16 protein-coding genes are annotated in these 22,523 nt (G+C 75.7%); 9 read left to right on the top strand and 7 right to left on the bottom strand.

The genetic code is table 11. The features are described 5' to 3' along the window. Window positions 1–174: 174 nt before the first annotated feature. Both ACI79T_RS18480 and ACI79T_RS18475 read right to left on the bottom strand, forming a co-directional pair. Window positions 175–576: a cupin domain-containing protein gene (locus ACI79T_RS18480; protein ID WP_456611558.1), complete on the bottom strand. Its 402-nt coding sequence runs from the start codon at window positions 574–576 to the stop codon at window positions 175–177. 130 nt (window positions 577–706) lie between these two features. Then, a complete protein-coding gene (locus ACI79T_RS18475) occupies window positions 707–1,987 on the bottom strand; it encodes a hypothetical protein (RefSeq protein WP_456611557.1) in 1,281 nt (426 codons plus the stop codon). Window positions 1,988–2,052: 65 nt separating this feature from the next. Between ACI79T_RS18475 and ACI79T_RS18470 the strand changes: the two genes are divergently transcribed. Then, complete coding sequence (locus ACI79T_RS18470) at window positions 2,053–3,819, top strand: hypothetical protein (RefSeq protein WP_456611556.1); 1,767 nt, start codon at window positions 2,053–2,055, stop codon at window positions 3,817–3,819. On the opposite strand, the gene ACI79T_RS18465 is transcribed toward ACI79T_RS18470, so the two are convergent. Then, window positions 3,723–5,087 carry a glycosyltransferase family 4 protein gene (locus ACI79T_RS18465; RefSeq protein ID WP_456611555.1) on the bottom strand — a complete coding sequence of 455 codons (1,365 nt, stop codon included), beginning with the start codon at window positions 5,085–5,087 and terminating at the stop codon, window positions 3,723–3,725. The genes ACI79T_RS18470 and ACI79T_RS18465 overlap by 97 nt on opposite strands. Window positions 5,088–5,157: 70 nt before the next feature. On the opposite strand from ACI79T_RS18465, the gene ACI79T_RS18460 reads away from it, so the two are divergent. Both ACI79T_RS18460 and ACI79T_RS18455 read left to right on the top strand, forming a co-directional pair. Then, window positions 5,158–5,883, top strand: a complete 726-nt coding sequence (locus ACI79T_RS18460) for a class I SAM-dependent methyltransferase (protein ID WP_456611554.1) — start codon at window positions 5,158–5,160, stop codon at window positions 5,881–5,883. Between the two features lie 222 nt (window positions 5,884–6,105). Beyond that, on the top strand, window positions 6,106–7,086 hold the full coding sequence (locus tag ACI79T_RS18455; RefSeq protein ID WP_456611553.1) for a DUF3068 domain-containing protein: 981 nt from the start codon (window positions 6,106–6,108) through the stop codon (window positions 7,084–7,086). 172 nt (window positions 7,087–7,258) lie between these two features. On the opposite strand, the gene ACI79T_RS18450 is transcribed toward ACI79T_RS18455, so the two are convergent. The 3 genes from ACI79T_RS18450 to ACI79T_RS18440 form a co-directional block, all read right to left on the bottom strand. Further along, on the bottom strand, window positions 7,259–9,052 hold the full coding sequence (locus tag ACI79T_RS18450) for a hypothetical protein (RefSeq protein ID WP_456611552.1): 1,794 nt from the start codon (window positions 9,050–9,052) through the stop codon (window positions 7,259–7,261). After that, window positions 9,049–13,059 (bottom strand): alpha-(1->3)-arabinofuranosyltransferase domain-containing protein, encoded by a 4,011-nt coding sequence (locus ACI79T_RS18445; RefSeq protein ID WP_456611560.1) that lies wholly within the window; start codon window positions 13,057–13,059, stop codon window positions 9,049–9,051. The genes ACI79T_RS18450 and ACI79T_RS18445 overlap by 4 nt, the downstream gene beginning before the upstream one ends. 321 nt (window positions 13,060–13,380) lie before the next feature. After that, the gene (locus tag ACI79T_RS18440; protein WP_456611551.1) at window positions 13,381–14,013 is read right to left on the bottom strand and encodes a TetR/AcrR family transcriptional regulator; all 633 of its coding nucleotides are present in this window, start codon (window positions 14,011–14,013) and stop codon (window positions 13,381–13,383) included. A 95-nt stretch (window positions 14,014–14,108) separates the two neighbouring features. On the opposite strand from ACI79T_RS18440, the gene ACI79T_RS18435 reads away from it, so the two are divergent. Both ACI79T_RS18435 and ACI79T_RS18430 read left to right on the top strand, forming a co-directional pair. After that, complete coding sequence (locus ACI79T_RS18435) at window positions 14,109–15,434, top strand: MFS transporter (RefSeq protein WP_456611550.1); 1,326 nt, start codon at window positions 14,109–14,111, stop codon at window positions 15,432–15,434. A gap of 134 nt (window positions 15,435–15,568) precedes the next feature. Beyond that, window positions 15,569–16,642, top strand: a complete 1,074-nt coding sequence (locus tag ACI79T_RS18430) for an acyltransferase family protein (protein ID WP_456611549.1) — start codon at window positions 15,569–15,571, stop codon at window positions 16,640–16,642. A gap of 43 nt (window positions 16,643–16,685) precedes the next feature. Here ACI79T_RS18430 and ACI79T_RS18425 read toward each other — a convergent pair whose 3' ends face one another. Beyond that, window positions 16,686–17,408: a hypothetical protein gene (locus ACI79T_RS18425; RefSeq protein ID WP_456611548.1), complete on the bottom strand. Its 723-nt coding sequence runs from the start codon at window positions 17,406–17,408 to the stop codon at window positions 16,686–16,688. Between the two features lie 133 nt (window positions 17,409–17,541). On the opposite strand from ACI79T_RS18425, the gene ACI79T_RS18420 reads away from it, so the two are divergent. The 4 genes from ACI79T_RS18420 to ACI79T_RS18405 all read left to right on the top strand — a co-directional run bounded on the left by ACI79T_RS18420 (window position 17,542) and on the right by ACI79T_RS18405 (window position 22,512). Beyond that, window positions 17,542–19,095 (top strand): gluconokinase, encoded by a 1,554-nt coding sequence (locus ACI79T_RS18420; protein WP_456611547.1) that lies wholly within the window; start codon window positions 17,542–17,544, stop codon window positions 19,093–19,095. Between the two features lie 15 nt (window positions 19,096–19,110). Continuing rightward, on the top strand, window positions 19,111–20,568 hold the full coding sequence (locus ACI79T_RS18415; protein ID WP_456611546.1) for a GntP family permease: 1,458 nt from the start codon (window positions 19,111–19,113) through the stop codon (window positions 20,566–20,568). A 76-nt stretch (window positions 20,569–20,644) separates the two neighbouring features. After that, entirely contained in the window at window positions 20,645–22,219 is a 1,575-nt protein-coding gene (locus ACI79T_RS18410) for an FMN-binding glutamate synthase family protein (protein WP_456611545.1), read from the top strand. A 113-nt stretch (window positions 22,220–22,332) separates the two neighbouring features. After that, window positions 22,333–22,512: a hypothetical protein gene (locus ACI79T_RS18405; protein ID WP_456611544.1), complete on the top strand. Its 180-nt coding sequence runs from the start codon at window positions 22,333–22,335 to the stop codon at window positions 22,510–22,512. Window positions 22,513–22,523: the final 11 nt, after the last annotated feature.

Below are 22,523 nucleotides of genomic sequence, written 5' to 3'. Positions count from 1 at the left end.
GCCCCCCCGCTCACCCGCGACCCCCCCCGCCCCCCCCGCCCCCCCCCCCCCCCCCCCCCCCCCCCCCCCCCCCCCCCCCCCCCCCCCCCCCCCCCCCCCCCCCCCCCCCCCCCCCCCCCCCCCCCCCCCCCCCCCCCCCCCCCCCCCCCCCCGGCCGGTGGTCGTGCGGGGAGGTCAGGACGTCGGCGGCTCGTCCTTGCCCGACTCCTCCATCTCGTCGGCCTCCTCCTTGGTCTTGTGCACCGCGCCGTCGGCGTGCTCCGGCGGGCCGTAGACCGTGTAGAGGACCAGCGGGTTCTGGCCGGTGTTGAGGAAGTTGTGCTTCGTGCCGGCGGGGACGACGACCAGGTCGCCCTGCGCGACGTTCTTCTCGCTGCCGGAGATCACGGCCTTCCCGACGCCGCTGACGAAGGTGAGGATCTGGTCGATGTCCTCGTGCGTCTCCTCGCCGATCTCCCCACCCGGCGGGATCGTCATGATCACCAGCTGGGTGTTCTTGCCGGTCCAGAGGACCCGGCGGAAGTCGGGGCTCTTCTCGGCCTCGGTGGCGATCGTGTAGTGGATGACGGACGCCATGGACGGCGCTCCTCTCGTCTGGGGGCGGTTGGTGCGGTCGGCCTCCCCGCGCGGGGCGGGCCGGACCGGCGACGACGGTGCTCCTGCCCTGTTCGGCCCGGGACTAGTCGTGCTCACCCGCCGGGGTGGATCACGCCCCGGGCGCCGGCACCGCGGCGCCGGCGGGGGCGACCGGCCGCGACCGGAGCAGCCGGACCACCCCCGTCGCGACGAGGACGGCGGCGGTGAGCGTGGCGGTTCCGGCCAGGGGCAGCAGCGAGAGCCGCCCGGTCGCCGCCAGCGCCTCGACCACCGCGCCCTCGGCGGCGGCGGCCGCCCACACGGCCACGGTGGCGAACCGGTCGGCGGACGCGATGCCGGAGAACAGCAGCAGCTGGGCGAGGGCGAGCAGGGTGCCCAGGGCGGCGAAGACCCAGACCGCCGAGCCGAGGGTGCCGGCGTAGGCGGAGCCGCCGATCAGCGGCGGCACGGCCCCGCCCAGGACCGCCGCGCCCAGCGTGAGGACCGCCCCCAGCCCGGCCACCGCGGCCAGGGCCCACGGCAGCGCCCGCTGCCGTCCGGCGGCGTCGGCCAGCCGCGGCAGCAGCACCACGCCGACGCCCTGGGGCAGCCAGAACGCCACCTTGGTGACGACGGCCGCCACGGCGTACTCCCCGCTGGCCGCGGCCGGCAGGTGGTGGCGGGCCAGGAGCACGTCGAGGTTCATCAGGACGACGAAGCCGAGGAGGGCTCCCGCCGCACGCGCCGACGCGGTCACGGCGGGGCCGAGCCCGCCGGCGAGACCGGGGCGACCGGCTCCGACCCACCCGGCCAGCGCGCCGAGCGCGGAGCCGGCGGCCATCCCGGCCAGCGCGGCGGCGGGCGTGCCGCCGAGCAGCAGCCCGGCCAGCCCGCCGGCCAGCTTGGTGACGCCGAACCCCACGGTGATCCCCACGAGCCGCCGGTAGCGGCCGGACCCCTGCAGCAGGCCCTGGTACCCCTGGACGAGCGTGTGGGGCAGCAGCATCGCCGCCAGCCACAACACCGCCCCCGTCCCGGGCAGGTGCAGCGCGGCGCGCACCGGCACGGCGGCGAGCAGCCCGACGGCGCCGACCGCGAGACCGACCACCCACGCGGTGGCGTGCAGGCGGGCCACCGTGCCCGGTCCGCCCGGCCGGCCGCCGAGGACGAGCGCCGTCGCCGTCTGGACGCCGGTGGCGGGGACGGAGCCGACGAGCAGCAGGCTGAGCAGGGCGGCGAGCTCGCCGTAGGCCGCCGGGGCGAGGCTGCGGGCGGCGACCACGGTGAAGACGTAGCTCAGGGCGTTCACCCCGAGGAAGGCCACCGACACCACGGCCGCCGAGGCGAGGAACCGGCCGGACGGACCCGGCGCGACGGTCGCCGTCCCCGCCGGGCTCAGCGGATCGGCCATGGCCAGGTCCTACTCTTCCGTCGTCGGTCGGCTCCGGCGGGCCACCGGGAGGCAGGGGAGAGCGGATGGGCGGGACGGTGCGGCCGGTCCCGGCGACGCGCGCCCGTCCGGCCACCGATCCCTGGACGCGGCCGGACCCGTCGCCCTGGCCGGCCCGCGTGCTCGCCGCGGTGGTGGCACTGCTGGTCACCGCACCGGCGCTCGCGCCCGGTTTCGTGCTGCTGCGCGACATGGTCTTCGTCCCGCGCCAGGACCTCGACCTCGACGCCCTCGGCCTGGGCGGGACGCTGCCGCGCGCGGTACCGGTGGACGCGGTCATGGGGCTGCTCACCGCCGTCGTCCCCGGGGACCTGGTGCAGAAGGCGGTCCTGGTCGGGCTGGTGTACGCGGCGGTGCTCGGCGCCGCCCGGCTCGTGCCCGCCGGCCCGGACGGCCGCCGGGGCGCCGCCGGGCTCGTGGCCGGCCTGGTCTACGGCTGGAGCCCGTACCTGGCCGAACGCCTGCTCATGGGCCACTGGACGTTGCTGCTCGGCTTCGCGGCGCTGCCCTGGATCGCGCGGGCCGCGCTGCGGCTGCGCGCCGGCGAGCCGCGGGCGCTCGCCCGGCTGGTGCTCTGCGCCGCACCGGCCGCGCTCTCGCCGACCGGGGCGCTGCTCGCCGCGGGCGTGGTGGTCGCCGTGCTCCGTGGGCGCCGCCTGCTCCTGGCCTGCGCGGCGCTGCTCCTGCTGGCGTTCCCGTGGCTGGTGGCCGGCCTCCTGCACCCGGCCGGCGGGGCCTCCGACCCGGCCGGCGTCGCCGCCTTCGCGGCGCGCGCGGAGAGCTGGGGCGGCACCGTGCTGTCCGTGCTGGGCACCGGCGGCATCTGGAACGCCGGGGCGGCCCCCGCGAGCCGGTCCTCGCTCGCGGCACCGCTGCTCGCCCTCGCCGTCGGAGCGCTGGCCGCGGTCGGCTGGCGGACCCTGCTGCGGCGCGGCCCCGGCCGGGGGCTGCTCGCGCTGGGCGCCGTCGGCCTGGCGCTCGCCTGCGCCGCCGCGGCGCCGGCCGCGGCCGGCCTGCTCGAGCTGCTCGTCCGGGAGGTGCCCGGGGCGGGTCTCCTCCGGGACGGGCAGAAGTGGGCGGCCTGGTGGGCGCTGGCGCTCGCCGTGGGCGCCGGCGCGGGCGCCCGGGAGCTGGCCCGCCGGGCGGGGGAGCGGGGTGGCGCCGCCGCCGGTCGCGCCGTCCTGACCGCCGCGCTGCTGCTGCCCGTCGTGGCGCTGCCCGACCTCGCCTGGGGCGTCGGGGGCCGGCTCGAGCCGGTCGCCTACCCGGCGGACTGGCAGCGGGTCCGGGACCTGCTCGCGGCCGACGAGCACCCCGGTGACGTGCTGGTGCTGCCCTTCGGGTCCTACCGCGCGTTCGGCTGGAACGACGGCCGTCCGCAGCTGGACCCGGCGGCCCGCTGGCTGCCCCGCCCCACGGTCGCCGACGACGAGCTGGTGGTGGGCGGGCGCTTGGTCGGCGGGGAGGACCGGCGGGCGCGCGCCGTCGCCGCCGCGGCCGCCGACCCGACCGCCCTGGCCCGGCTGGGCGTCGGCTGGGTGCTCGTGGAGGAGGGCACTCCCGGCCGCCCCGTGCCGGCGGCGGTGCGGGACCTGCCCCTGGTCGTGGACGGGACGCACCTCCGGCTGCACCGCGTGCCCGGTGCCGTTCCCGCACCGGCGCCGTCCCCCGTCCGGGTGACGGCCGTGGTGGCGGCTCACGCCCTGGCGCTGGGGGTCTGCGTGGGATCGGTGTTGTGGATCGTCGCGGCGGCATCTAGCGTGACGGGCCGTCGTCGTCCCCTCCGGAAGTGAGCCCCCCGATGAAGACCTTCATCGCCGCCATGATCGCCCTGGGTGGCGGGGCGGGCCTCGCCATCGCCCTGGTTCTCGGCGTCTCCGCCGTGGTCGACCCCGACAACTCCCTCGAGCAGGCCAGCCAGCAGGTCGACGTCCTGGAGTACGGCACCCGCTGACTCCCCGACGGCGGCGGACAGCACGCCGGCGAAGCCCTGGACGCTCGCCGGCCAGCTGTAGCCGGCCGCGTGGCGGGCCGCGGCCGCGCCCATCGCGCGGCGGGTGTCCGCGTCGGCGAGCAGTCCCTCGACCGCCGCGACCAGCTCGTCGAGGTCGTCGACGAGCAGACCGGTCCGGCCCTCCACCACGGACTCCCGGAGACCACCGGCGGCCCGGTAGCCCACCGTCGGCACCCGGTGCCCACCGGCCTCGGTGACCACCAGGCCCCAGCCCTCCTTGACCGACGGGCACAGGTGCACCCAGGCCCGGGCCAGCTCCTCGTGCTTGGCCTGCTCGTCCAGGTAGCCGTGGAAATCGACCACGTCCGAGACGCCCAGCCGCTCGGCGGCGGACCTCAGCTCACCGTCCCACCAGCCCTCGCCGACGACGGACAGGCGCAGGTCCGGCCAGCGGCCCCGCAGCCGCGCCACGACCTCCAGCGCGTGCTCCACCCGCTTGTGCGGCACCAGCCGGCTGAGGACGACCAGCCGCGGGGTCGGCGAGGGACCGGCCGCGATCGCCGGCGGTCGCTCCACCCCGTTCGGCACGATGGTGATCCGGTCGGCCGGCACCCCGAGGTCGACCAGCTCGTCCGCGGTCGCCCGGGAGACGGTGACGTACCGGGACCGGCGGTACAGGCGCGGCGCCACCACCGACTCCAGCCACCAGCCGACGGCCCCGCCGGCCCGGCCGAACAGGATCGGCCACTGCTCGCGGTGCACGTGGTGGACGAGGTTCACCACCGGGGACCGGGTGACGAGCGTGCTCCCGAAGGGCACCCCGTTCTGGACGTCGACGACCACCCGCGGTCGCTGGCGCCGCACGAACGCCAGCGCCCGGGGGTAGACGGTGACCCGCCCGCCGCGGCGCACCACCCGCACCCCGTTGACGTCCCCGTCCGCCGGGGCCCGCTCGTGGGCCGCGCAGAACAGCGCGACCCGCAGGCCCGTGGCCGCGAGCCCCTCCGCCATGCGGTGGACGTAGCGTTCCGAGCCGCCGCCTTCGGGGTGGTCGATGTCCCGCCAGTTGACGAACAGGACGTCGATCGCCGTTGATCGAGTGAGCACCGCGGGAGACTACCCGCTGGTAACACCGTTTCCGCCAGTCCCACCATCGCGAGGAAGGGGTGCTCCAGAAATGGCGCGCACCGCAACGCTGGCTCGATCCGTCGCGCTGTTCCGTGCTTTTCTCCGGGAGCAGACCGATCCGGATCACTTCTACGGCGTGCTCGCCCGCGACTCGGTGCAGCAACTGTCGGAGCACGTGCCCCTGGCGGGGGCGACCGTGCTGGACGTCGGCGGGGGGCCGGGCTACTTCGCCGAGGAGTTCCGCGCCGCGGGAGCCGGCTACGTCGGCCTCGAGCCCGATGCCGGTGAGCTGGTGGCCCGGGGGGAGCCGGCGCCCGGCACCGTCCGGGCCAGCGGTGAGGCGCTGCCGATCCGCACCGCCGCCGTGGACGTCTGCTACTCGTCCAACGTGCTGGAGCACGTGCCGCACCCCTGGACCATGACCGCCGAGATGGTGCGGGTGACCAGGCCAGGGGGCACGGTCTTCCTGTCGTTCACCCCGTGGTGGTCACCGTGGGGCGGGCACGAGACCGCCCCGTGGCACTACCTGGGCGGCGGCCGTGCCCGCCGGCGCTACCGCCGGCGCACGGGCGCCGAGCCGAAGAACCGGTTCGGGGAGTCGCTGTTCCCCGTGAGCGTGGGCGCGGCGCTGCGCTGGGCCCGCGCGTGCCCCGACGTCGACGTGGTCGCCGCCTTCCCGCGTTACCACCCGTGGTGGGCGCGCTGGGTCGTCGCCGTCCCGGGGCTGCGGGAGGTGGTCTCCTGGAATCTCGTCGTGGTCATGCGCAGGAAATGACACCGGGTGCCGGAGTGCCGTGCCGATACGGATCCGTACCGGCGCGTCACCACTCGTCCGGGTGAACCGCCCCGGAACGGGAGTCGCGAAATATCCACGAGCAGCGCGGTGGGCCCGGTACGGGGAGGTACCGCCTGGTTTGCCAGATGCCTACCGGCCAGTAGTGTGACGCGCGCCGCGACGCCGTCGGAGTGCCGCGCAGACCCTGGAGAGCCAACCGCCATGCGACGTCGTGCCATCGGCCTGGGCCTGATCGGACTGGGAGCCTTCGCCCTGGTCGCAGCGCTCCTGGTGCGCCTGGTCCTCGTGGACACCCTCGTCCGGCTGCCGCTGGACCAGACCGCCAGCCCCACGGCCCAGGGCACGGACATCAGCTTCCTCGACCTGGGCGAGATGCGGCAGCTGCGCGGCCTCGAGGCCGACGTGCGTCAGCGCGTGGTGGGGGAGCCGGACGCGGAGGACGCCGGGGACGACGTCGCGGTCTGGAACTTCGGCTCCACGATCACGTCCGAGGACGGCACCCTGCTCAACGCCTCCACGTACCGGGTCTGCATCGACCGGTACGACGCGCAGGCGGTGGACTGCGCGTCCGACCACGTCGACGAGGACCAGGACCGGGACGTCGAGGGGCTCACCCTGACCTTCCCGTTCGGGACCGAGCAGCGCGACTACGACGTCTTCAACGCGACCACCGGCCGGTCCTTCCCCGCCCGGTTCGAGGGGACCGAGCAACTGGGCGGGCTCGAGGTCTACCGGTTCGTGCAGACCGTGCCCGAGACCGTCATCCGCGAGACCGACGTCCCGGGGGACCTGGTGGGGTCCGACGAGGCGGCGGTGGCGGCCGAGGTCGTCTACAGCAACGAGCGCACCATCTGGGTCGAGCCGACCAGCGGGGTGATCGTGACCGCCTCCGAGCAGCCCAACACGGTGCTGCGCGGACCGGACGGCGAGGACGGCGCGGTGGTCCTCGCCGGCAGCTTCGCCGGCACCGAGGAGACCATCGCCGACGGCGTCGAGCGCGCGGAGGACACCGCGGGTCAGATCAACCTGCTGAAGAACGTCGTCCCGCTCGTGCTCCTCCTGCTGGGCATCATCGCGCTGGCCGGCGGGGCGCTGCTCCTCCTCCGGGGCGACCGCGGCGCCAAGCACCGTGAGGACGCGCTCCGCGACGACGAGTCGACCCGGGTCGCCGAGGTCTACTGACGCCCCCCCCGGCCACGGCGGGGGACGACGACCGGAGCCCGGTGCCGCACGGCACCGGCTCCGGCCGTCCTGTGCGTCCGGTGGTGCGAGCGCACGACCGCGCCGGGAACGCGGTGGTGCGGCGGGCACACAGCCACCGGTCAGCGCCCGGGCGGGGCGAGGACGGTGACCGTCATCCGGCCGGCCACGGGGTTCCGGCGATCACGTCCATGGCGCAGATCCCGCCGAAGACCACGTCGTCGACCCGCACCCTGACCGGGCCCGCCTGGCCGGTGACCACGAACGTGGCCCGGCCGACGCCGGGGGTCAGCGCCAGCGCCTGCTCGTGGTCGCCGACGGCCAGGTGCAGGGTCGCGTCCTGGCCGGTCATGTAGCCGACGCGGAGGACCTGGGCGTGCCCCGGGGGGCTCGGCAGGGTGCCGAGCTCCTGCCACGTCCCGTCGACCTGCCAACCGCAGCCGTCGACCGGTCCGGCCGCCTGCAGGCTGGGCTCGATCACCGCGACCGGCCGGAGCGCGGCGATCCCGTCGAACATGCGCACGTCCGTGCCGGGCTGGTCCAGGGCACGCTCGACGCCGACGGCCCGGAGCATCCCCGCCATGTCGGTGCTGACGGTCGTCTGCACCGGCACGGGGGTGGAGAGCACCGCGACGTCGGGGTTCTGCTCCAGGGCGCTCACCACCCCGTGCACGTAGTTGCGCGAGAACTCGTGCTGGAGCTGACCGGCGAGCAGCGCGGTGGACAGCAGGCAGCTGGCCGTCAGGACCGCCACGGCCACCGGTGCGGCGGTCCTGGGCGCGGCGCCCCGGGGCAGCCAGCGCGGTCGCCGGCGTTCGACGGCGGGGCCGGTGAAGGCCGCGCAGAAGCCGATCGCCAGGACGGGCAGCGCGTCGGTCACGTACCGGGGGTCGCGGGTGAGGATGCCGATGAAGTCGGCGCGGCCGAGCTGCAGCAGTGCCAGGTCGACCGCCACGTAGCCGACCACCAGCCCCCAGGCCTGCAGGGCGCGGTGACCACGCAGCCAGACGCTCGCCGCGACGACCGCCGCGAACACCAGGGCGAAGAGGACGGCCATCGGGTCGGCGACGTAGGGGTAGGCGGTGTTCTCGGCACCGACGTTCGTCCAGGGGCCCCCGAAGATGCCCGGCAGCAGCAGCCGGAAGACCGTGTCCGACGTGTGCCGGGCCACGTCCTGCGGTCCGCCGCCGCCCCCCACCACGGCCGTGGACCGGGTCACCGCGAGGTAGACGGCGAGGTAGCCGACGACGACGACGAGGTGCGGCACGAGGACCCACCAGCTGCCCACGAGCAGGCGGAGCCTCGACCGGAGGGGCTGCCCCGCCCACTCGACGAGGACGAGCACGGCCAGCGCGGCCGGCAGGACGAGGAGGGCCTTCTCCCAGAAGAGGAGGCCCAGCCCGTTCGCGAGCACCGAGACGGCGGCCCATCGCCACGACCGCCTGCGGACCGCCCGGACCAGCGCGAGGATCGTCAGCAGCATCGCGATCTGCATGGGCAGGGCCTGCATGCCCGCCGCCCACCACGTCGCCACCACCAGCGACAGCGGGGAGAACAGGTACCCGGCGAAGGGGAGCAGCAGCCAGGGGGACCGCCCGAACAGCTCGCGCAGGACCGCCAGTAGCAGGCAGGACGCGATCAGCTGCATCACCACCAGGCTCAGGGCGGCCGACGAGAACGACAGCCCCCCGTCGCGCCCGATCAGCCAGTAGACGAGGTACTGGCCCACCTCCAGGTGCCCGCCGTAGTCCCGGACCAGGTACCCCTGCGACAGACCGAGACTGCGGGCCAGCTCGAGGTGCCGGAAGTCGTCGTGCCAGTAGTACGAGGGGAAGGCGACCGCGGCGCGGAGCACCGTCTGCACCGCGATGAGCAGCGCCCCGGCCAGCAGCACCGGGTCCCTCCGCAGCCGCACCGTCATCGATCCGTAGTCGACGCGCTCGCTCATCCGGCCCTCCGTGGTCGAAGTCCTGGTCGGAGCCCTGGCCGGAGCCCTGGTCGGAGCCGTCGCCGGAGTCGCACGGATCGCGGCGCCCTGACGTGCACGAGACGCGCCAGCAGGAGGCCGACGCCGAGCGCGGCGGTGGCATCGGCCCAGATCCCGGGCCGGCCGGACGCCAGGCCGGGCGACGTCGCCACCAGGACGCCGCTGACGAGCAGCGTCAGCAGCCCGAGCGCGGCGCCGTACCGGCGGACCGGGCGCAGCAGCCCCGCGCTCCAGCCGACGGCCAGCGGGGCACCGCCCAGGACGAGGGCGCCGAGCCCGAGGGCCAGGCCGGCTCCAGGGCCCAGCCGGAGCTGCCCGGAGGCGAGGCGGCCCCTCGGGGTCGGCGCGGGCGGACCGCGCCGGGCGGTCGCCGCCAGCAGCACCAGCACCACCGCGGCGAGGAGGCCGGCCAGGAGCAGGACGCGGTAGGGGGTGTCGGGCGTGAACTCGACGACCACGTCACCGACGCTGCCGGCAGGGATGCGGTAGCCCTGCTGCCAGCCGTCCAGGGTGACCGGCTCCAGCCGCTCGCCGTCGAGGGTGGCCTGCCAGCCGGCGTTCTCGTTCTCCGGGATCCGCAGGATCGTCGCCGACTCGCTGCGCACGGAGAGCACCCGTCGGGTGTCGTCCCACGTGCGCACGGTCAGCCGGTTGCCGGTGCCGTCCCCGGTGGCCGGCTCGGCGGGATCCGCCCCGGCGACGTCCCGCTCCCCGTCCACCGGGAGCCAGTTCAGGGACAGGGGCTGGAACGGCCCGGTGGACCCGGCGACGACGCGGTGCGTGCCGCTGCCCACGCTGACCGGCCCGTCGCACACCCGCCAGGTCAGCGGCCGCCGGGCGATGACGTCGCCCAGGGTGCCGGAGACCTCGGTCGGGTGGACCGCTCCGTCGATCGACACCTGCGGGCCCAGGCCGCACGCCGCTGTCGTCGGGTTCTCCGGCCACGCCTGGTGCTGGAGACCGTCGAGCCCGTCGACGCGGACCTCGCCGAAACCGAGCGGCAGGTCCCCGCGGGCGGCGGTGGAGAAGGTGATCGACAGACCGTCGCGCGCCGTGAGGGGCTCGATGTACCCGAAGCCGGTGAGGTCGACGTCGCGCACCCCGGCGGAGGACTCGATCCGGGCACGCACGGGCTGGGTGGCGGGGACCGTGGCCCGGTCAACCTGCAACCGGGTCACCGTCCGGTCGCCGGTCCAGCTCAGCTCCAGGGTGGCCTCGGTCGCCCCCGCTGCTGCCAGCCACGGGGTGTCGGCGGAGCCGTCGAAGGCGAACACCCCCGACACGGCGGGATCGTCGCCGAACACCGAGTCCGCGGTCACCACCGCGGCATCGTCGGTCGGCCCGAGCAGGGCCGCCGCGGCGTCGCCGGCCTCCGCGACGACGGTGCCGGAGAGCTGCCAGGTCCCCGGTTCGGCCACGACCAGCTCCCGGTCGATGCCGTCCCACTGGCCGGACCGGTCCGCCGCCGCGTCGCAGCGGGGGCCGTAGCCGATGTCGACGCAGGCCCGCCCCGGCGCATCGGCCCGGAGGAGCACGGTGCTGTCGGCCCCGATCGGCCGCGGCACGACCAGCGTGCGGCCCGGCGGTCGACCGGGCACCGAGACCTCGGCGATCCCGACCGGCGACTCGGCGTGCAGCCCGGGGGCCACGGACACGACGGAGATCCGGACCTGGTCGGCCGGGTCCGCCGGTACCGGCACCAGCAGCTCCCCGCCAGCCGGTACCCCGTAGACCCGGGACTCGGCATCGAAGGAGACGGCGACCTCCCGCACCGTCGCGGTGCCCTCGCCGGAGACGAAGGACACGCCGAGCACGCCGTCGGCGACCGGTCGGTCCAGGTCGATCGCGAGCCACTGACCGACGGGGTCGGTGAACGCGGCGGACCGCCAGGACGTCTCCGCCCGCCCGTCGAAGGCGGCCGAGGGGCCGCGCTCGGGGCGGACCGGCCCGAAGACGTCCGGGTAGCCCTGCGAGGAGGACGCCGTGACGTCGTCGACGGAGAGGTACTCGGCTGTGGCGGCCCGCACCGTCGGCGCCCCGGGATAGTCGTGCGCCGGTCGGTCGTCGCGGTAGGGAGCCGACGCGGTCATGACCTCACCGACCGAGTCGTGGCTGCGGCCGAACTGCCGCTCGACCCGTCGGTCGCCGTCGCCCACCAGATCGGCGGGGCCGTCCCCGGAGCCGACGACCACCGGCTCCGACGCGGCCAGCACGCCCGCGTCGAGGGCGTTGAGCACGTCCTCGGGCCCACCGTCCAGCGTCACCACCCGGTCCGCGTCCAGGAGGGTGGCCCGGGGTTCCGCGCCACTCACGCGGAACACGTCCACGAGGGCCTGGCCGGGCAGGCCGGTGCTGCCGAAGCCGGCCACCCGGAGCAGACCGGGGCTGTCGAGGAGGGCGCGCTCCACCCGGTCGGTCGGCGCGGTCTCCGCGACGGCCGGATCCAGGTCGCGGCGGAGGACGACGTGCGTGAGGCCCGCGCGGGCCAGCAGGTCGGCGAGCCCGGCGCTCCCCTCGCCGTCGGAGAGCCGGCTCTCGATGACGTCGAGCACCCGCGCCGTCGGCCCGGGGACGAGCGGCACCTGGCTCCGGGTGACCCACGGGGTGTCGGTGAGTCCCTGGAGCGGTTCGTCCACCGTCCAGCCCCACGTCTGCACGCCGAAGCCGGCACCGGGCACCACCAGTGCGCGGCTGCCGGGCCGGTCCTCGAGGTAGTCCGCGGTCTGCGTCCAGGCGTCCGGCACCGCGGTCCACCCGGGGCTGCGCAGGCCGTCCAGGTACAGCGGCGCCGCCGTGGCGAGGAGGACCGTCGCGAGCGAGCCGGCCGCCAGGCGTCGGACCACCGGCTCGTGGCGCCGCCATCCGCGCCGCTCGAGCAGCACCGTGCACCGCCGGGCGCCGAGGCCCACGGCATGCGCCATGCCGAGGGCGAGGGGCAGCCGGACCAGGGGGTCCACCTTGTGCACGTTCCGCAGCGGGGACAGCGCCCCGTCGAGCAGCGAGCGCACCGGCTCGTCGACGAAGGACCCGACCGCGGAGGGGTTGCCCACGGTCAGGCACAGCAGGCCAAGCACGAGGCCGAGCGCCAGTGGCCGCCGCAGCGGCATGCGGGGGTGCACCAGCCCCACGAGGGCGATCGCGGCGACCGCCGTACCCAGGACGGCGATGGCCGGGGAGGTGACCAGCGTGTGCGCGCCCGGCCACCAGCCCTGGCCGCCCACGGTGGAGTACGCGACCCAGTGCTCCGCGCCGCGCAGGCTGTTCGCCCAGCCGGTGGAGGACGTGGTCGTCCCGGCCGTCTCGATGAAGTCGAGGAAGTTCGGGCTGTAGCGGCCGAGCAGCAGCAGCGGACCGGTCCACCAGGCGCAGGCGAGCGCGGTGCCGAGCAGCCACCAACCGAGGAGCGCCCGCCCGGCGGGCTCCCGGAGGCGGCACGCGGCGACGGCGAAGGCGAGGGGGAGGACGGCCACGGTGCCGACGGCGTTCACCCCGCCCATGAGCAGGACCGCCACCCCCGACAGCAGGCCTGCGCGGCGGGGGCCCAGCCGTCCGGTCACGGCCAGCACCAGCGGCAGCACCGCCCACGGCAGGACCGCCGGGGGCAGCGCCTCGCCGGTGAGGACCCCGACGCCGCCCAGCAGCCGGGGGGAGAAGGCGTAGGCCAGCCCGCCGAGCAACGCCGCACCGGGGGAGAGGCCGAGCGCCCGCGCGGTCCGGCGCGCGCCCTCGTAGGCGGCCAGCAGCAGCAGCGCCGACCACAGGCGCTGGGCCAGCCAGTCCGGTAGCTGCAGCGCCTCGGCCCCCAGGAAGAACGGGCCCTGGGGGAACAGGTAGCCGTAGGCCTGGTTCTGCAGCTGCCCGAGGGAGGTCGGGACCCACATGTGCAGCGCACGCTCGAGGAAGGCGCCCGGGTCGGCCGTGAGGTCGTACTTGGTGTCGAACGTGGTGCGGCCGGGCTGCTGGAGCAGTGACCCGAGTGCGAGGAGCAGCCAGACGCCGGCGTTGGCCGCGTACCACGGCCGGGGACGGACCGACGGGGCAGGCGGGCGGTGCCTGCCCGCCGCACGCAGGCCGACTGCGCTGATGTCGTCCCTCCCCGGACCTCCGGTACTCCGCCGTACCGTGCCGCGGGAGTGTAGCCGTCGTCCGTGCCCGGATCGGCCGGTCGGGCGGGTGGGTGCCGGGGCGTGACCCGATGGTGGTAACCGCCGGGAGCGACCACCCCACCCTCGGACGCGCCGGAGGGCACCGTCCCGCTGCGGGAGTCCGCCGGTCCCCGGGAGGGTCGGTCAGCCGCGCCGCTCGAGCAGCCCGACGACGACCGCGGTCGCGGCGTCGACGTCGTCGGCGAGGTGCTCGGCGTCGCCCGGCTCCACCCGCGCGAGCATCAGCTCGTTGATGCCGCCGACCGCGGCGAGCAGCAGCCGGCGTTCGACCGGGCGGACCTCCCCGGGCACCTCCTCGACCAGCTCGGCGCCGACCTCGGCGAGCAGGTCGATGTAGCCGTCGATCATCCGCCGGCGCAGCGCCTGGGCCCGCCGTCCGGCCGCCTGCACCTCCACGAGCGCGGCCCAGGCCACGGCGGGACCGGCGGCCAGCGTCTCGAGGTAGGCGGCGATGCCCGCACGCACGCGGTCGCGCCAGGGCAGGCCGGCGACGCGGGCGTCCTCCTGGGCCTGGCGCACCGTGGCCAGCACCTTCGCGTTGGCCCGGGAGTAGAGCTCGAGGAGGCACTCCTCCTTGTCGCGGAAGTGGGCGTAGACCACCGTCTTGGAGACCCGCGCCGCGCGGGCGATGTCCGAGATGGTGGTGGCCTGGTAGCCCTTCTCCACCATACAGACGGCCAGGGCCCAGAGGATCCGGCCACGTCGGTGGGCGTCGGCCAGCCCTGGGTCCTCGGTCGGGTCGACGAGGGTGTGCACGGCCGCAGAATCTCACGCCGGGCGCACCCGGTGAGGGAACTCACCCGGGTTGCCGGAAGGGGAACGGCCGCCGCGGTGTCGGGTATGGGGTGGGCATGTCGACATCCGAGCGGGTTCCCGCTCGTGCGTACGCCGTCTGGGGTGTGGGTCTGCTGGCCTACGTCGTGGCGGTCTTCCACCGGTCCTCGCTCGGGGTGGCGGCGGTGGATGCGCAGGAGCGCTTCTCCGCCGGCGCGTCGGCGGTGTCCCTGTTCCTGGTGCTGCAGCTCGCGGTCTACGCGGGGCTGCAGGTGCCCGTCGGGGTGGCGCTGGACCGGTTCGGGTCGCGCCGCCTCATCCTGACCGGCGCGGTCGCCATGGCCGCCGGGCAACTGGTGCTCGCCCTCGCCCAGGACGTGCCGACGGCCGTGGTCGCGCGGGTCCTCGTCGGCGCGGGTGATGCGATGACGTTCATCAGCGTCCTGCGGTTGGTCTCGCTCTGGTTCCCCGGGCGCACCGTGCCGCTGGTCACCCAGCTCACCGGCATCCTCGGCCAGCTCGGCTCGGTGGTGGCGGCCTACCCGCTGGTCGCGTTGCTGCACGGCACGTCGTGGCAGGCCACCTTCCTGGGTGCCTCGGCCACCGGGCTGCTCGTCGCGGTGCTGGTGCTGGTCGCCCTCCGCGACGCCCCCTCCGGCACCGGCCCGGCGACGACGGCCGGGATGGCCGACGTCCGCCGCGGCCTGGTCGACAGCTGGCGGGAGCCGGGCACGCGGATCGGGCTGTACACGCACCTGGTCACCCAGTTCTCCGGCACGGTGTTCGCCCTGCTGTGGGGCTATCCGTTCCTGGTGGTCGGCCAGGGCGTCGGACCGGGGACCGCCGCCGGGCTGCTCACCCTGCTGGTCGTCGTCGGCATGGGCGTCGGTCCGCTGCTCGGGCGGCTCTGCGGGCGCTGGCCGCTGCGCCGGTCGGTCCTGGTCTTCTCGATCCTGGGCGCCACGGCCACGGTGTGGACGGTGGTCCTCCTGTGGCCGGGACGCGCGCCGCTGGCCCTGCTGGTGGTGCTCGTGGTGGTGCTGGGCACCAACGGCCCGGGATCGATGATCGGGTTCGACTACGCCCGGACGGAGAACCCCGTGGAGCGGATGGGGAGCGCCACCGGCCTGGTGAACGTCGGCGGCTTCGTCGCCTCGTTGCTGACCATCCTGGCGATCGGTGCGGTGCTCGACGTGCTGACCCCCGGCTCCTCGGCCGACTACGAGCTGGACGCCTTCCGCGCCGCGTTCGCCGTGCAGTACGTCTTCTGGGCGATCGGGCTGATGGGCGTGCTGCGGCACCGGCGGGAGCTGCGGTCCCGGCTGGCGAGCGACGGCGTCGTCCTGGTGCCGCTGCACGCGGCCGTGCGGGCCCGGCTGCGGAAGACGCCCGCGGACCGCTGACCCGGGCCGGGGCACCGCGCGCCGGCCGCCTTCTCCCGCCCCCGGCGCCGCGGGCCCGGTGCTATCGTTCCGCCGACTTCGAGCGGCCGGAGGCGTACATCACTACGGCACAGCGTGGACCGCGCCTGGACTCCTTGACCGGGACGAGGTTCCTCGCGGCGCTGGCCGTGGTGCTGCTGCACGTGACCGCCAGCAGGGTCAACGACGAACCGCTGGTCGACCTGGGGCCGGTCGCCGGGCGCGTGGCCGAGCTCGGCTACCTGGGTGTGACGCTCTTCTTCGCGCTGTCCGGCTTCGTCCTCACGTGGTCGGCGACCGGGATCACGCTGTCGGCGCGGGCCTTCTACCGGCGGCGGCTGGCGAGGATCTACCCGCTGCACCTCGCCACGGCGCTGGCCGCGGGGATCGCCGGCGCGGTTCTCGGGGTCACGTTCGACCCGGGTGCCTGGGCCGCGGTGCTGCTGCTGGTGCAGGCGTGGATCCCCGACCCCGACTGGTACTTCGCCCTCAACGGGGTGTCCTGGTCGCTGTCGTGCGAGGCGTTCTTCTACGCCGTCACGCCGTTCCTGCTGCGCGCTGCGGTCCGGCGCTCGACCCGGGGCGTCTGGGCGTGGGTGGCGGTGGCGGGGGCGTCCGTGCTGGTCGTCTCCGCGGTCGTCGTCGCAACCGCTCCCGGCTGGGACCAGCGGATCTGGGTGTCGCCCTGGTACTCGATCGTCAGCTTCCTCGGCGGGACGGCCGTGGCGCTCACCCTCGAGCGGAGGGCGGTCCGGTGGCCGTCGCTCCGCGTGGCGGGAGCCGTGGCGATCGCCGTCCTGGCGGCACTGGTGCTCGGGTCGTGGGAAGCGAGCTGGCCCCGGTCCATCGCGACCTTCCTGGCGCTGCCCGCGGTCCTGGTGTTCCTCGGGGCCGCGGCGAGCCACGACCTGTCCGGGCGGCCCTCCTGGCTCTCGCGCCCGGGGATGGTCCGCCTCGGCGAGTGGTCCTTCGCGCTCTACCTGGTCCATCCCCTCGTGATGCACGCGCTGCTGCGGGGCTGGGGGCTGCCCGTGCTGCACGGTCCGGCAGCCGTCGCCGGCCTGCTCGGCTTCCTGGCGGTCGCGGTGCTCGCGGCGGCCGTCGCGTACCACGCCCTGGAGCGGCCGGCCGAGCGGGTGCTCCGGGGTCGTCGGCGGGCCGAGACGGCACCGGCCCAGCGGGTGGGCTGACGCGTTCCCCACCGGGGTGCCGGCCGGACCGCGGCGGGGGGAGTCAGGCCTGGAGCTCGGCCACCACGACCGCGTGCGCGGTGTAGAGCAGCCAGTCGTAGCGGGTGCCCCAGACGGCGTCGACGGGGACCTGCTCCCACCGGTTCGCGGGTCCGGTGCGGCGCAGGGCGGCGAGCCGGGTGAAGCCGAGCTCGCCGTCGCGCAGCTGCCGGTCGAGCGTCGGGTTGTACCCCACGGGGAAGGTGCACCACAGCCGTCCACCGGGCGCCAGCAGGGAGGTCAGGTGCGCGATGGCCCGGGCCGGTTTCCCCGGCTCCTGCACCTCCTCGTCGAGGCCGACGTGCTCCAGCGTGCTCACGGCCACGATCAGGTCGACCGGCCCCGGCAGGTCGATGTCGACGACGTCGACGTTGCGCACCCCCGGGGCGCGCTCGTACTTGTCGACGACGGTGTGGTCCACCGGCTGGTAGTGGGCGAGCACGTTGCCGACCTCGAGCACCCGGGCACCCGGCCCCGCCCCGGCGAGCACCGCCGCGGCCAGCGGGACCTCCACCGCGCGCTCGTTGAGCCAGGTGTAGTTGTAGGGGTGCCGCAGGTAGGTGACGGCGGCGCCGTCGAACCCGAAGGTCTCCGTCGACGGCCGCCCCGCCCGCGCCCGCCCGACCAGCCACCGGGCGCCCCAGCTCGCGCAGTCGGCCAGGACGGGCCCCGGGCCCCGGGTGCGCGCATGCCGGGAGACGCGACCGGCGATCGTGGAGAGCTGCACGGCGGCGGAGTCTAGGGGCACCGGATGCGCCGCCGGCGGCGGCCGGGCCCGGCAGTCGTGGGCCGAGCGGTTGCCCCGTCACGCGTGGTGCGGGCACGATGCGGCCAGCGAACGAGCCGGTCAGGGGGGTGCTGTGGACGTCGTGGTCGGTCTCGACTCCGGGACGACGGCGACCAAAGCGGTCACCGCCGGGTCCGACGGGCGGGTGCGCGACGTCGTCAGCGTGGCCTACCCGCTGCTCGTGCCCGCGCCCGGCCGGGCCGAGCTGGAGGCGGAGGCCCTCGCCGCCGCCGCCGTGGAGGCGCTCGCCGAGGTCGCCGCCCGCGCCCGGGAGCGGGGCGACACCGTCGTCGCCGTCACCCTGAGCGCGGCCATGCACGGCCTGGTGCCCCTCGACCGGGACGGGCGCCCGCTGGGGCCCGTGGTGACCTGGGCCGACGACCGGGCCGCGCAGTGGGCCCAGGCGCTGGTCGCCGACGGCCGGGCGCCGGACCTGCACGCCCGGACGGGCACCCCGGTGCATGCCATGTCGCCGCTGGTGAAGCTGTCGTGGGAGCGCGCGCAGGACGCCGACCGGCTGGCCGGGGTGCCGCGCTGGGGCGGGGTCAAGGAGCTGGTGGTCGCCACGCTGTGCGGCGGGCCGCACGTGGTCGACCGCTCCTGCGCGTCCGCCACCGGGCTGTACGACATCCGGGCCGGCCGCTGGGACGAGGAGGCGATGCAGATCGCCGGCGTGCGCCCCGGCCAGCTGGGGGAGGTGCTGCCGACGACGGCGGTGCTCCCGGGGCTGCTGCCGGAGGTGGCGGCGGCCACCGGTCTGCCGGCCGGGCTGCCCGTGGTCATCGGCGCCTCCGACGGGGTGCTGGCCAACCTCGGCATCGGCGCGGTGCGCTCCGACGTCGCCGCGGTCTCGCTGGGGACGAGCGGGGCGATGCGTGTCGTCGTGCCCGCCCCGACGGTCGACCCCGGCCGCCGGCTGTTCTGCTACGCGCTCACCGACGACGCCTGGGTGGTGGGCGGCGCCATCAACAACGGCGGGTCGGTCGTGCGGTGGGCCGCCCAGGCGCTCGCCGCGGGCCTGGACGGCGCGCCCGCCCCGGAGGGGGAGGCCGCCGACGAACTCGACGCCCGGCTGCTGGCCGAGGCCGGGTCCGTGCCGGTGGGCAGCGCCGGGCTGATCTGCCTGCCCTACCTGCTCGGCGAGCGGGCGCCGTGGTGGCGGTCGGGGATGCGCGGGGCCTACCTGGGGCTGCGCCGCGAGCACGGGCGCCCGCACCTGGTCCGGGCCGCGGTGGAGGGGGTCTGCCAGCAGCTGGCGCTGGTGCGGGACGCCTTCGCCGCCACCGACGTGCCGGTGCGCGAGGTGCGGGCGACCGGGGGCGCGGTCGCCTCCCCGCTGTGGATCCGGACGCTGGCGGCCGCCCTCGACCTGCCGGTGCGCGTCGCCGAGTCCCCGGAGGGCACCGGGCTCGGCGCCTGCCTGCTCGGCTGGCACGCCCTCGGCGAGCTGCCCGACCTGGACGCGGCCACCTCGCTGGTCGCGGTGCACGACCCCGTGCTGCCCGACCCGGACGCCGTGGCGGTCTACCGCCGGCTGCGCCCGCTCGTCGACCGGTCCACCGCGGCCCTGGTCGACATCCTCACCACGCTCGACGCCCTGGACGACGACCCGAACCGGACCGCCTGACCTCCTGGAGGAGCCATGACCGACGTCGAACCGGCGCTGGGTGCCGGACCGCTCCTGCTGATCGCGGCAGCCGCGGTCGGGGTGCTGCTCTTCCTGATCATGAAGGTGAAGCTGCACGCCTTCCTGGCGCTGATCCTGGTCAGCCTCGCGGTGGCGCTGGCGGCACGGGTCCCGCTGGAGGACGTCGTCACCACCATGACCACCGGCTTCGGCTCGACGCTGGCCAGCGTCGCGCTGCTCGTGGGCATCGGGGCGATGCTCGGCCGGCTCTTCGAGCACAGCGGCGGCGCCCAGGTGCTCGCCGACAGCCTGATCAAGCGCTTCGGCGAGCAGCGGGCGCCGCTCGCCCTGGGCATCGCCGCGCTGCTCTTCGGCTTCCCGATCTTCTTCGACGCCGGGCTCGTCGTCTTCCTGCCCATCGTGTTCACCGTGGCCCGCCGGCTGGGCGGCTCGCTGCTGACCTACGGGCTGCCCGTGGCCGGTGCGTTCGCGGTCATGCACGCGTTCGTGCCGCCGCACCCGGGGCCGGTCGCCGCGGCCGGGCTGATCGGCGCCGACATCGGCCTGGTGCTGGTGTTCGGGCTGCTCATCGGTGTCCCGACCTGGTTCCTCGGCAGCTACCTGTTCGGCCTGTGGGCCGGGCGCCGGTTCGAGCTCCCCGTCCCGACCATCCTGGCCGGCGAGGGGAAGACGGCCGACGACGCCCCGGACCCGTCGGTCGAGGGCAGCTCGCCGGCCATCGCGTCCGGGCGGACGGGCACGGAGACGGCGACCCGGCCCGCGCCGCCGCGGTTCGCCACCGTCATCTCGCTGCTGCTGCTGCCGATGCTGTTGATCTTCCTGAACACCGGGCTGACCACGCTCGCCGCCGAGGGGATCGTCGACGAGGACTCGGCGGTCGTCCGGTGGGGGCAGCTGATCGGGGCGACGCCGATCGCGCTGCTGCTCACCGTCCTGGTGGCCATGTGGGTGCTCGGCCGGCGCCGCGGTGACAGCGGCGCCGAGGTGGAGTCGGTGCTCAACAGCGCGCTCGGCCCGGTCTGCGCCATCATCCTGATCACCGGGGCCGGCGGCATGTTCGGCGGCGTGCTCCGGGCCAGCGGCATCGGCGAGGCGCTGGCGGGCGTGCTGGGCGACATCGGCCTGCCGGTGATCGTGGCGGCGTTCGTCGTCTCCGCGCTCATCCGGGTCGCGCAGGGCTCGGCGACGGTGGCGCTGACCACCGCCGCCGGCCTGATGGCCCCCGTGGTGGAGGCCAGCGAGGGGCTCAGCTCCCCGGACCTGGCGCTGATCGTCATCGCCATCGCCGGTGGAGCGACCGTCCTCTCGCACGTCAACGACTCGGGCTTCTGGCTGGTCAGCCGGTTCTTCGGGATGGACGAGAAGACCACGTTGAAGACCTGGACGGTGATGGAGACGTTGCTCGGCACGATCGGCTTCCTGCTGGCGCTGGTGCTCAGCGTCGTCCTGTGAGCCGGTGCCCCGCCGCGGCCGCACGGGGCGGGACGGCAACGCCTGCGTAGTGGGCCGCGCCGCGCAATAGTGGGGCATGCCGCTTCTCCCGCGCGCTGCCGCAGCCGGCCTCTCGGCCCTGGCCGCGGTCGCCGTCCGTGACCTGCTCCAGCGCGAGCACACCCTGCTCCGCAACTTCCCGGTGGTGGGCCATGCCCGCTACCTGCTGGAGTCGATCGGACCGGAGCTGCGCCAGTACCTGGTGGCGGGCAACAACGAGGAGCGGCCGTTCACCCGCGACCAGCGGCGGTGGGTCTACGCGTCGAGCAAGCGGGACAACAACTACTTCGGCTTCGGCACCGACAACGACCTCGAGTACACCGCCGGGTACCCGGTGATCAAGCACCGCACCTTCGGCCGGGCGGTCCCGGCGACGCACGTGCAGGCCGGCCAGCAGGTCTCCCTCCCGTGCGCCAAGGTGCTGGGCGGTGCCCGCGGCCGGGCGGGCGCGTTCCGGCCCCCGTCGGTCGTGAACATCTCGGCGATGAGCTTCGGCTCGCTGTCCGGCGCTGCCGTGGAGGCGCTCAACCGCGGGGCCGCGCAGGCCGGGTGCCTGCACAACACGGGGGAGGGTGGGATCTCCTCCTACCACAGGCACGGCGGGGAGCTGGTCTACCAGATCGGCACCGCCTACTTCGGCTGTCGCGACGAGCACGGGCGGTTCGACCTCGACCGGCTCAAGGCCCTCGTGGCGGGGGCCCCGGTGCGCGCGCTGGAGATCAAGCTGAGCCAGGGCGCGAAGCCCGGCCTGGGGGGCGTGCTGCCGGCGGCGAAGGTCTCCGCCGAGATCGCCGAGGCCCGTGGCGTCCCCGAGGGCGTGGACTGCGTGAGCCCCTCCCGGCACGCCGAGTTCTCCGACGCCGACAGCCTGCTGGACTGGGTGGAGCTGCTGGCCGCCGAGACGGGGCTGCCCGTGGGCATCAAGTCGGCGGTCGGCGACATGGGGTTCTGGGAGGAGCTCACCGAGCTGATGGCGACCACCGGCCGCGGCGTGGACTTCGTGACCATCGACGGTGGCGAGGGCGGCACCGGCGCCGCGCCGCTGATCTTCACCGACTCGGTCTCGCTGCCGTTCGCGCTCGGCTTCTCCCGCGTGCACGCCACGTTCGCGCGCGCCGGCCTGGCCGACGACGTGGTGTTCATCGGCGCGGGGAAGCTCGGCCTGCCCGACAACGCGGTGGTCGCCTTCGCGCTCGGCTGCGACATGGTCAACGTGGGGCGGGAGGCGATGCTGGCCATCGGCTGCATCCAGGCGCAGAAGTGCCACACCGACACCTGCCCGACCGGGGTGGCCACGCAGAACGCCTGGCTCGTGCACGGGCTCGACCCGGCGCTGAAGTCCACCCGGGCCGCCAACTACATCAGCACGCTGCGCCGCGACCTGCTGAAGGTGGCCGAGGCCTGCGGCGTCGAGCACCCCGGGCTGATCGACACCGACGCGGTCGAGGTGCTCACCGGCCGGACGGCGTCCCGCCCGCTGCGCGAGGTCTACGGCTACGAGCCGGAGTGGGGGCTGCCGTCGGCCGCCGACCGGGCCGCCGTCGTCGCGCTCATGACGGGTGAGGCCCCCGAGGGCGGCTCCGCGCCGCCGTCGGAGAACGCCGTCGGCTGAGCCGGCGGCACGCGCACGTGTCGCCGGAGGAGTGGGCCGGCCCCGGTCGGGGGAGCACGAGGAGGGCACACCCGCTCCCGACCCCTTGGTCGGCCGTCCGTGGAGGAGACCCCATGAACCGCACGTCCCTGCCCACCCGTCGCTGGCGATCCGGTGCGGCCGCGGTCGCCATCGCGGCCGCGTCGTTCACCATGACCGCCTGCGGTGGCGAGGAGGCCGTCGAGGACGGCGGCGTCGTCGAGGAGGAAGGCGGCGAGGAGGGCGGCGGCCTCGAGGAGGAAGAGGACGACTGACCTCGCCGGCG

The sequence above is a fragment of the Blastococcus sp. SYSU DS0619 genome (assembly GCF_054051035.1).
Note: the sequence above shows the minus strand (reverse complement) of the source record. Positions and strands in the feature narration are given on the sequence as shown.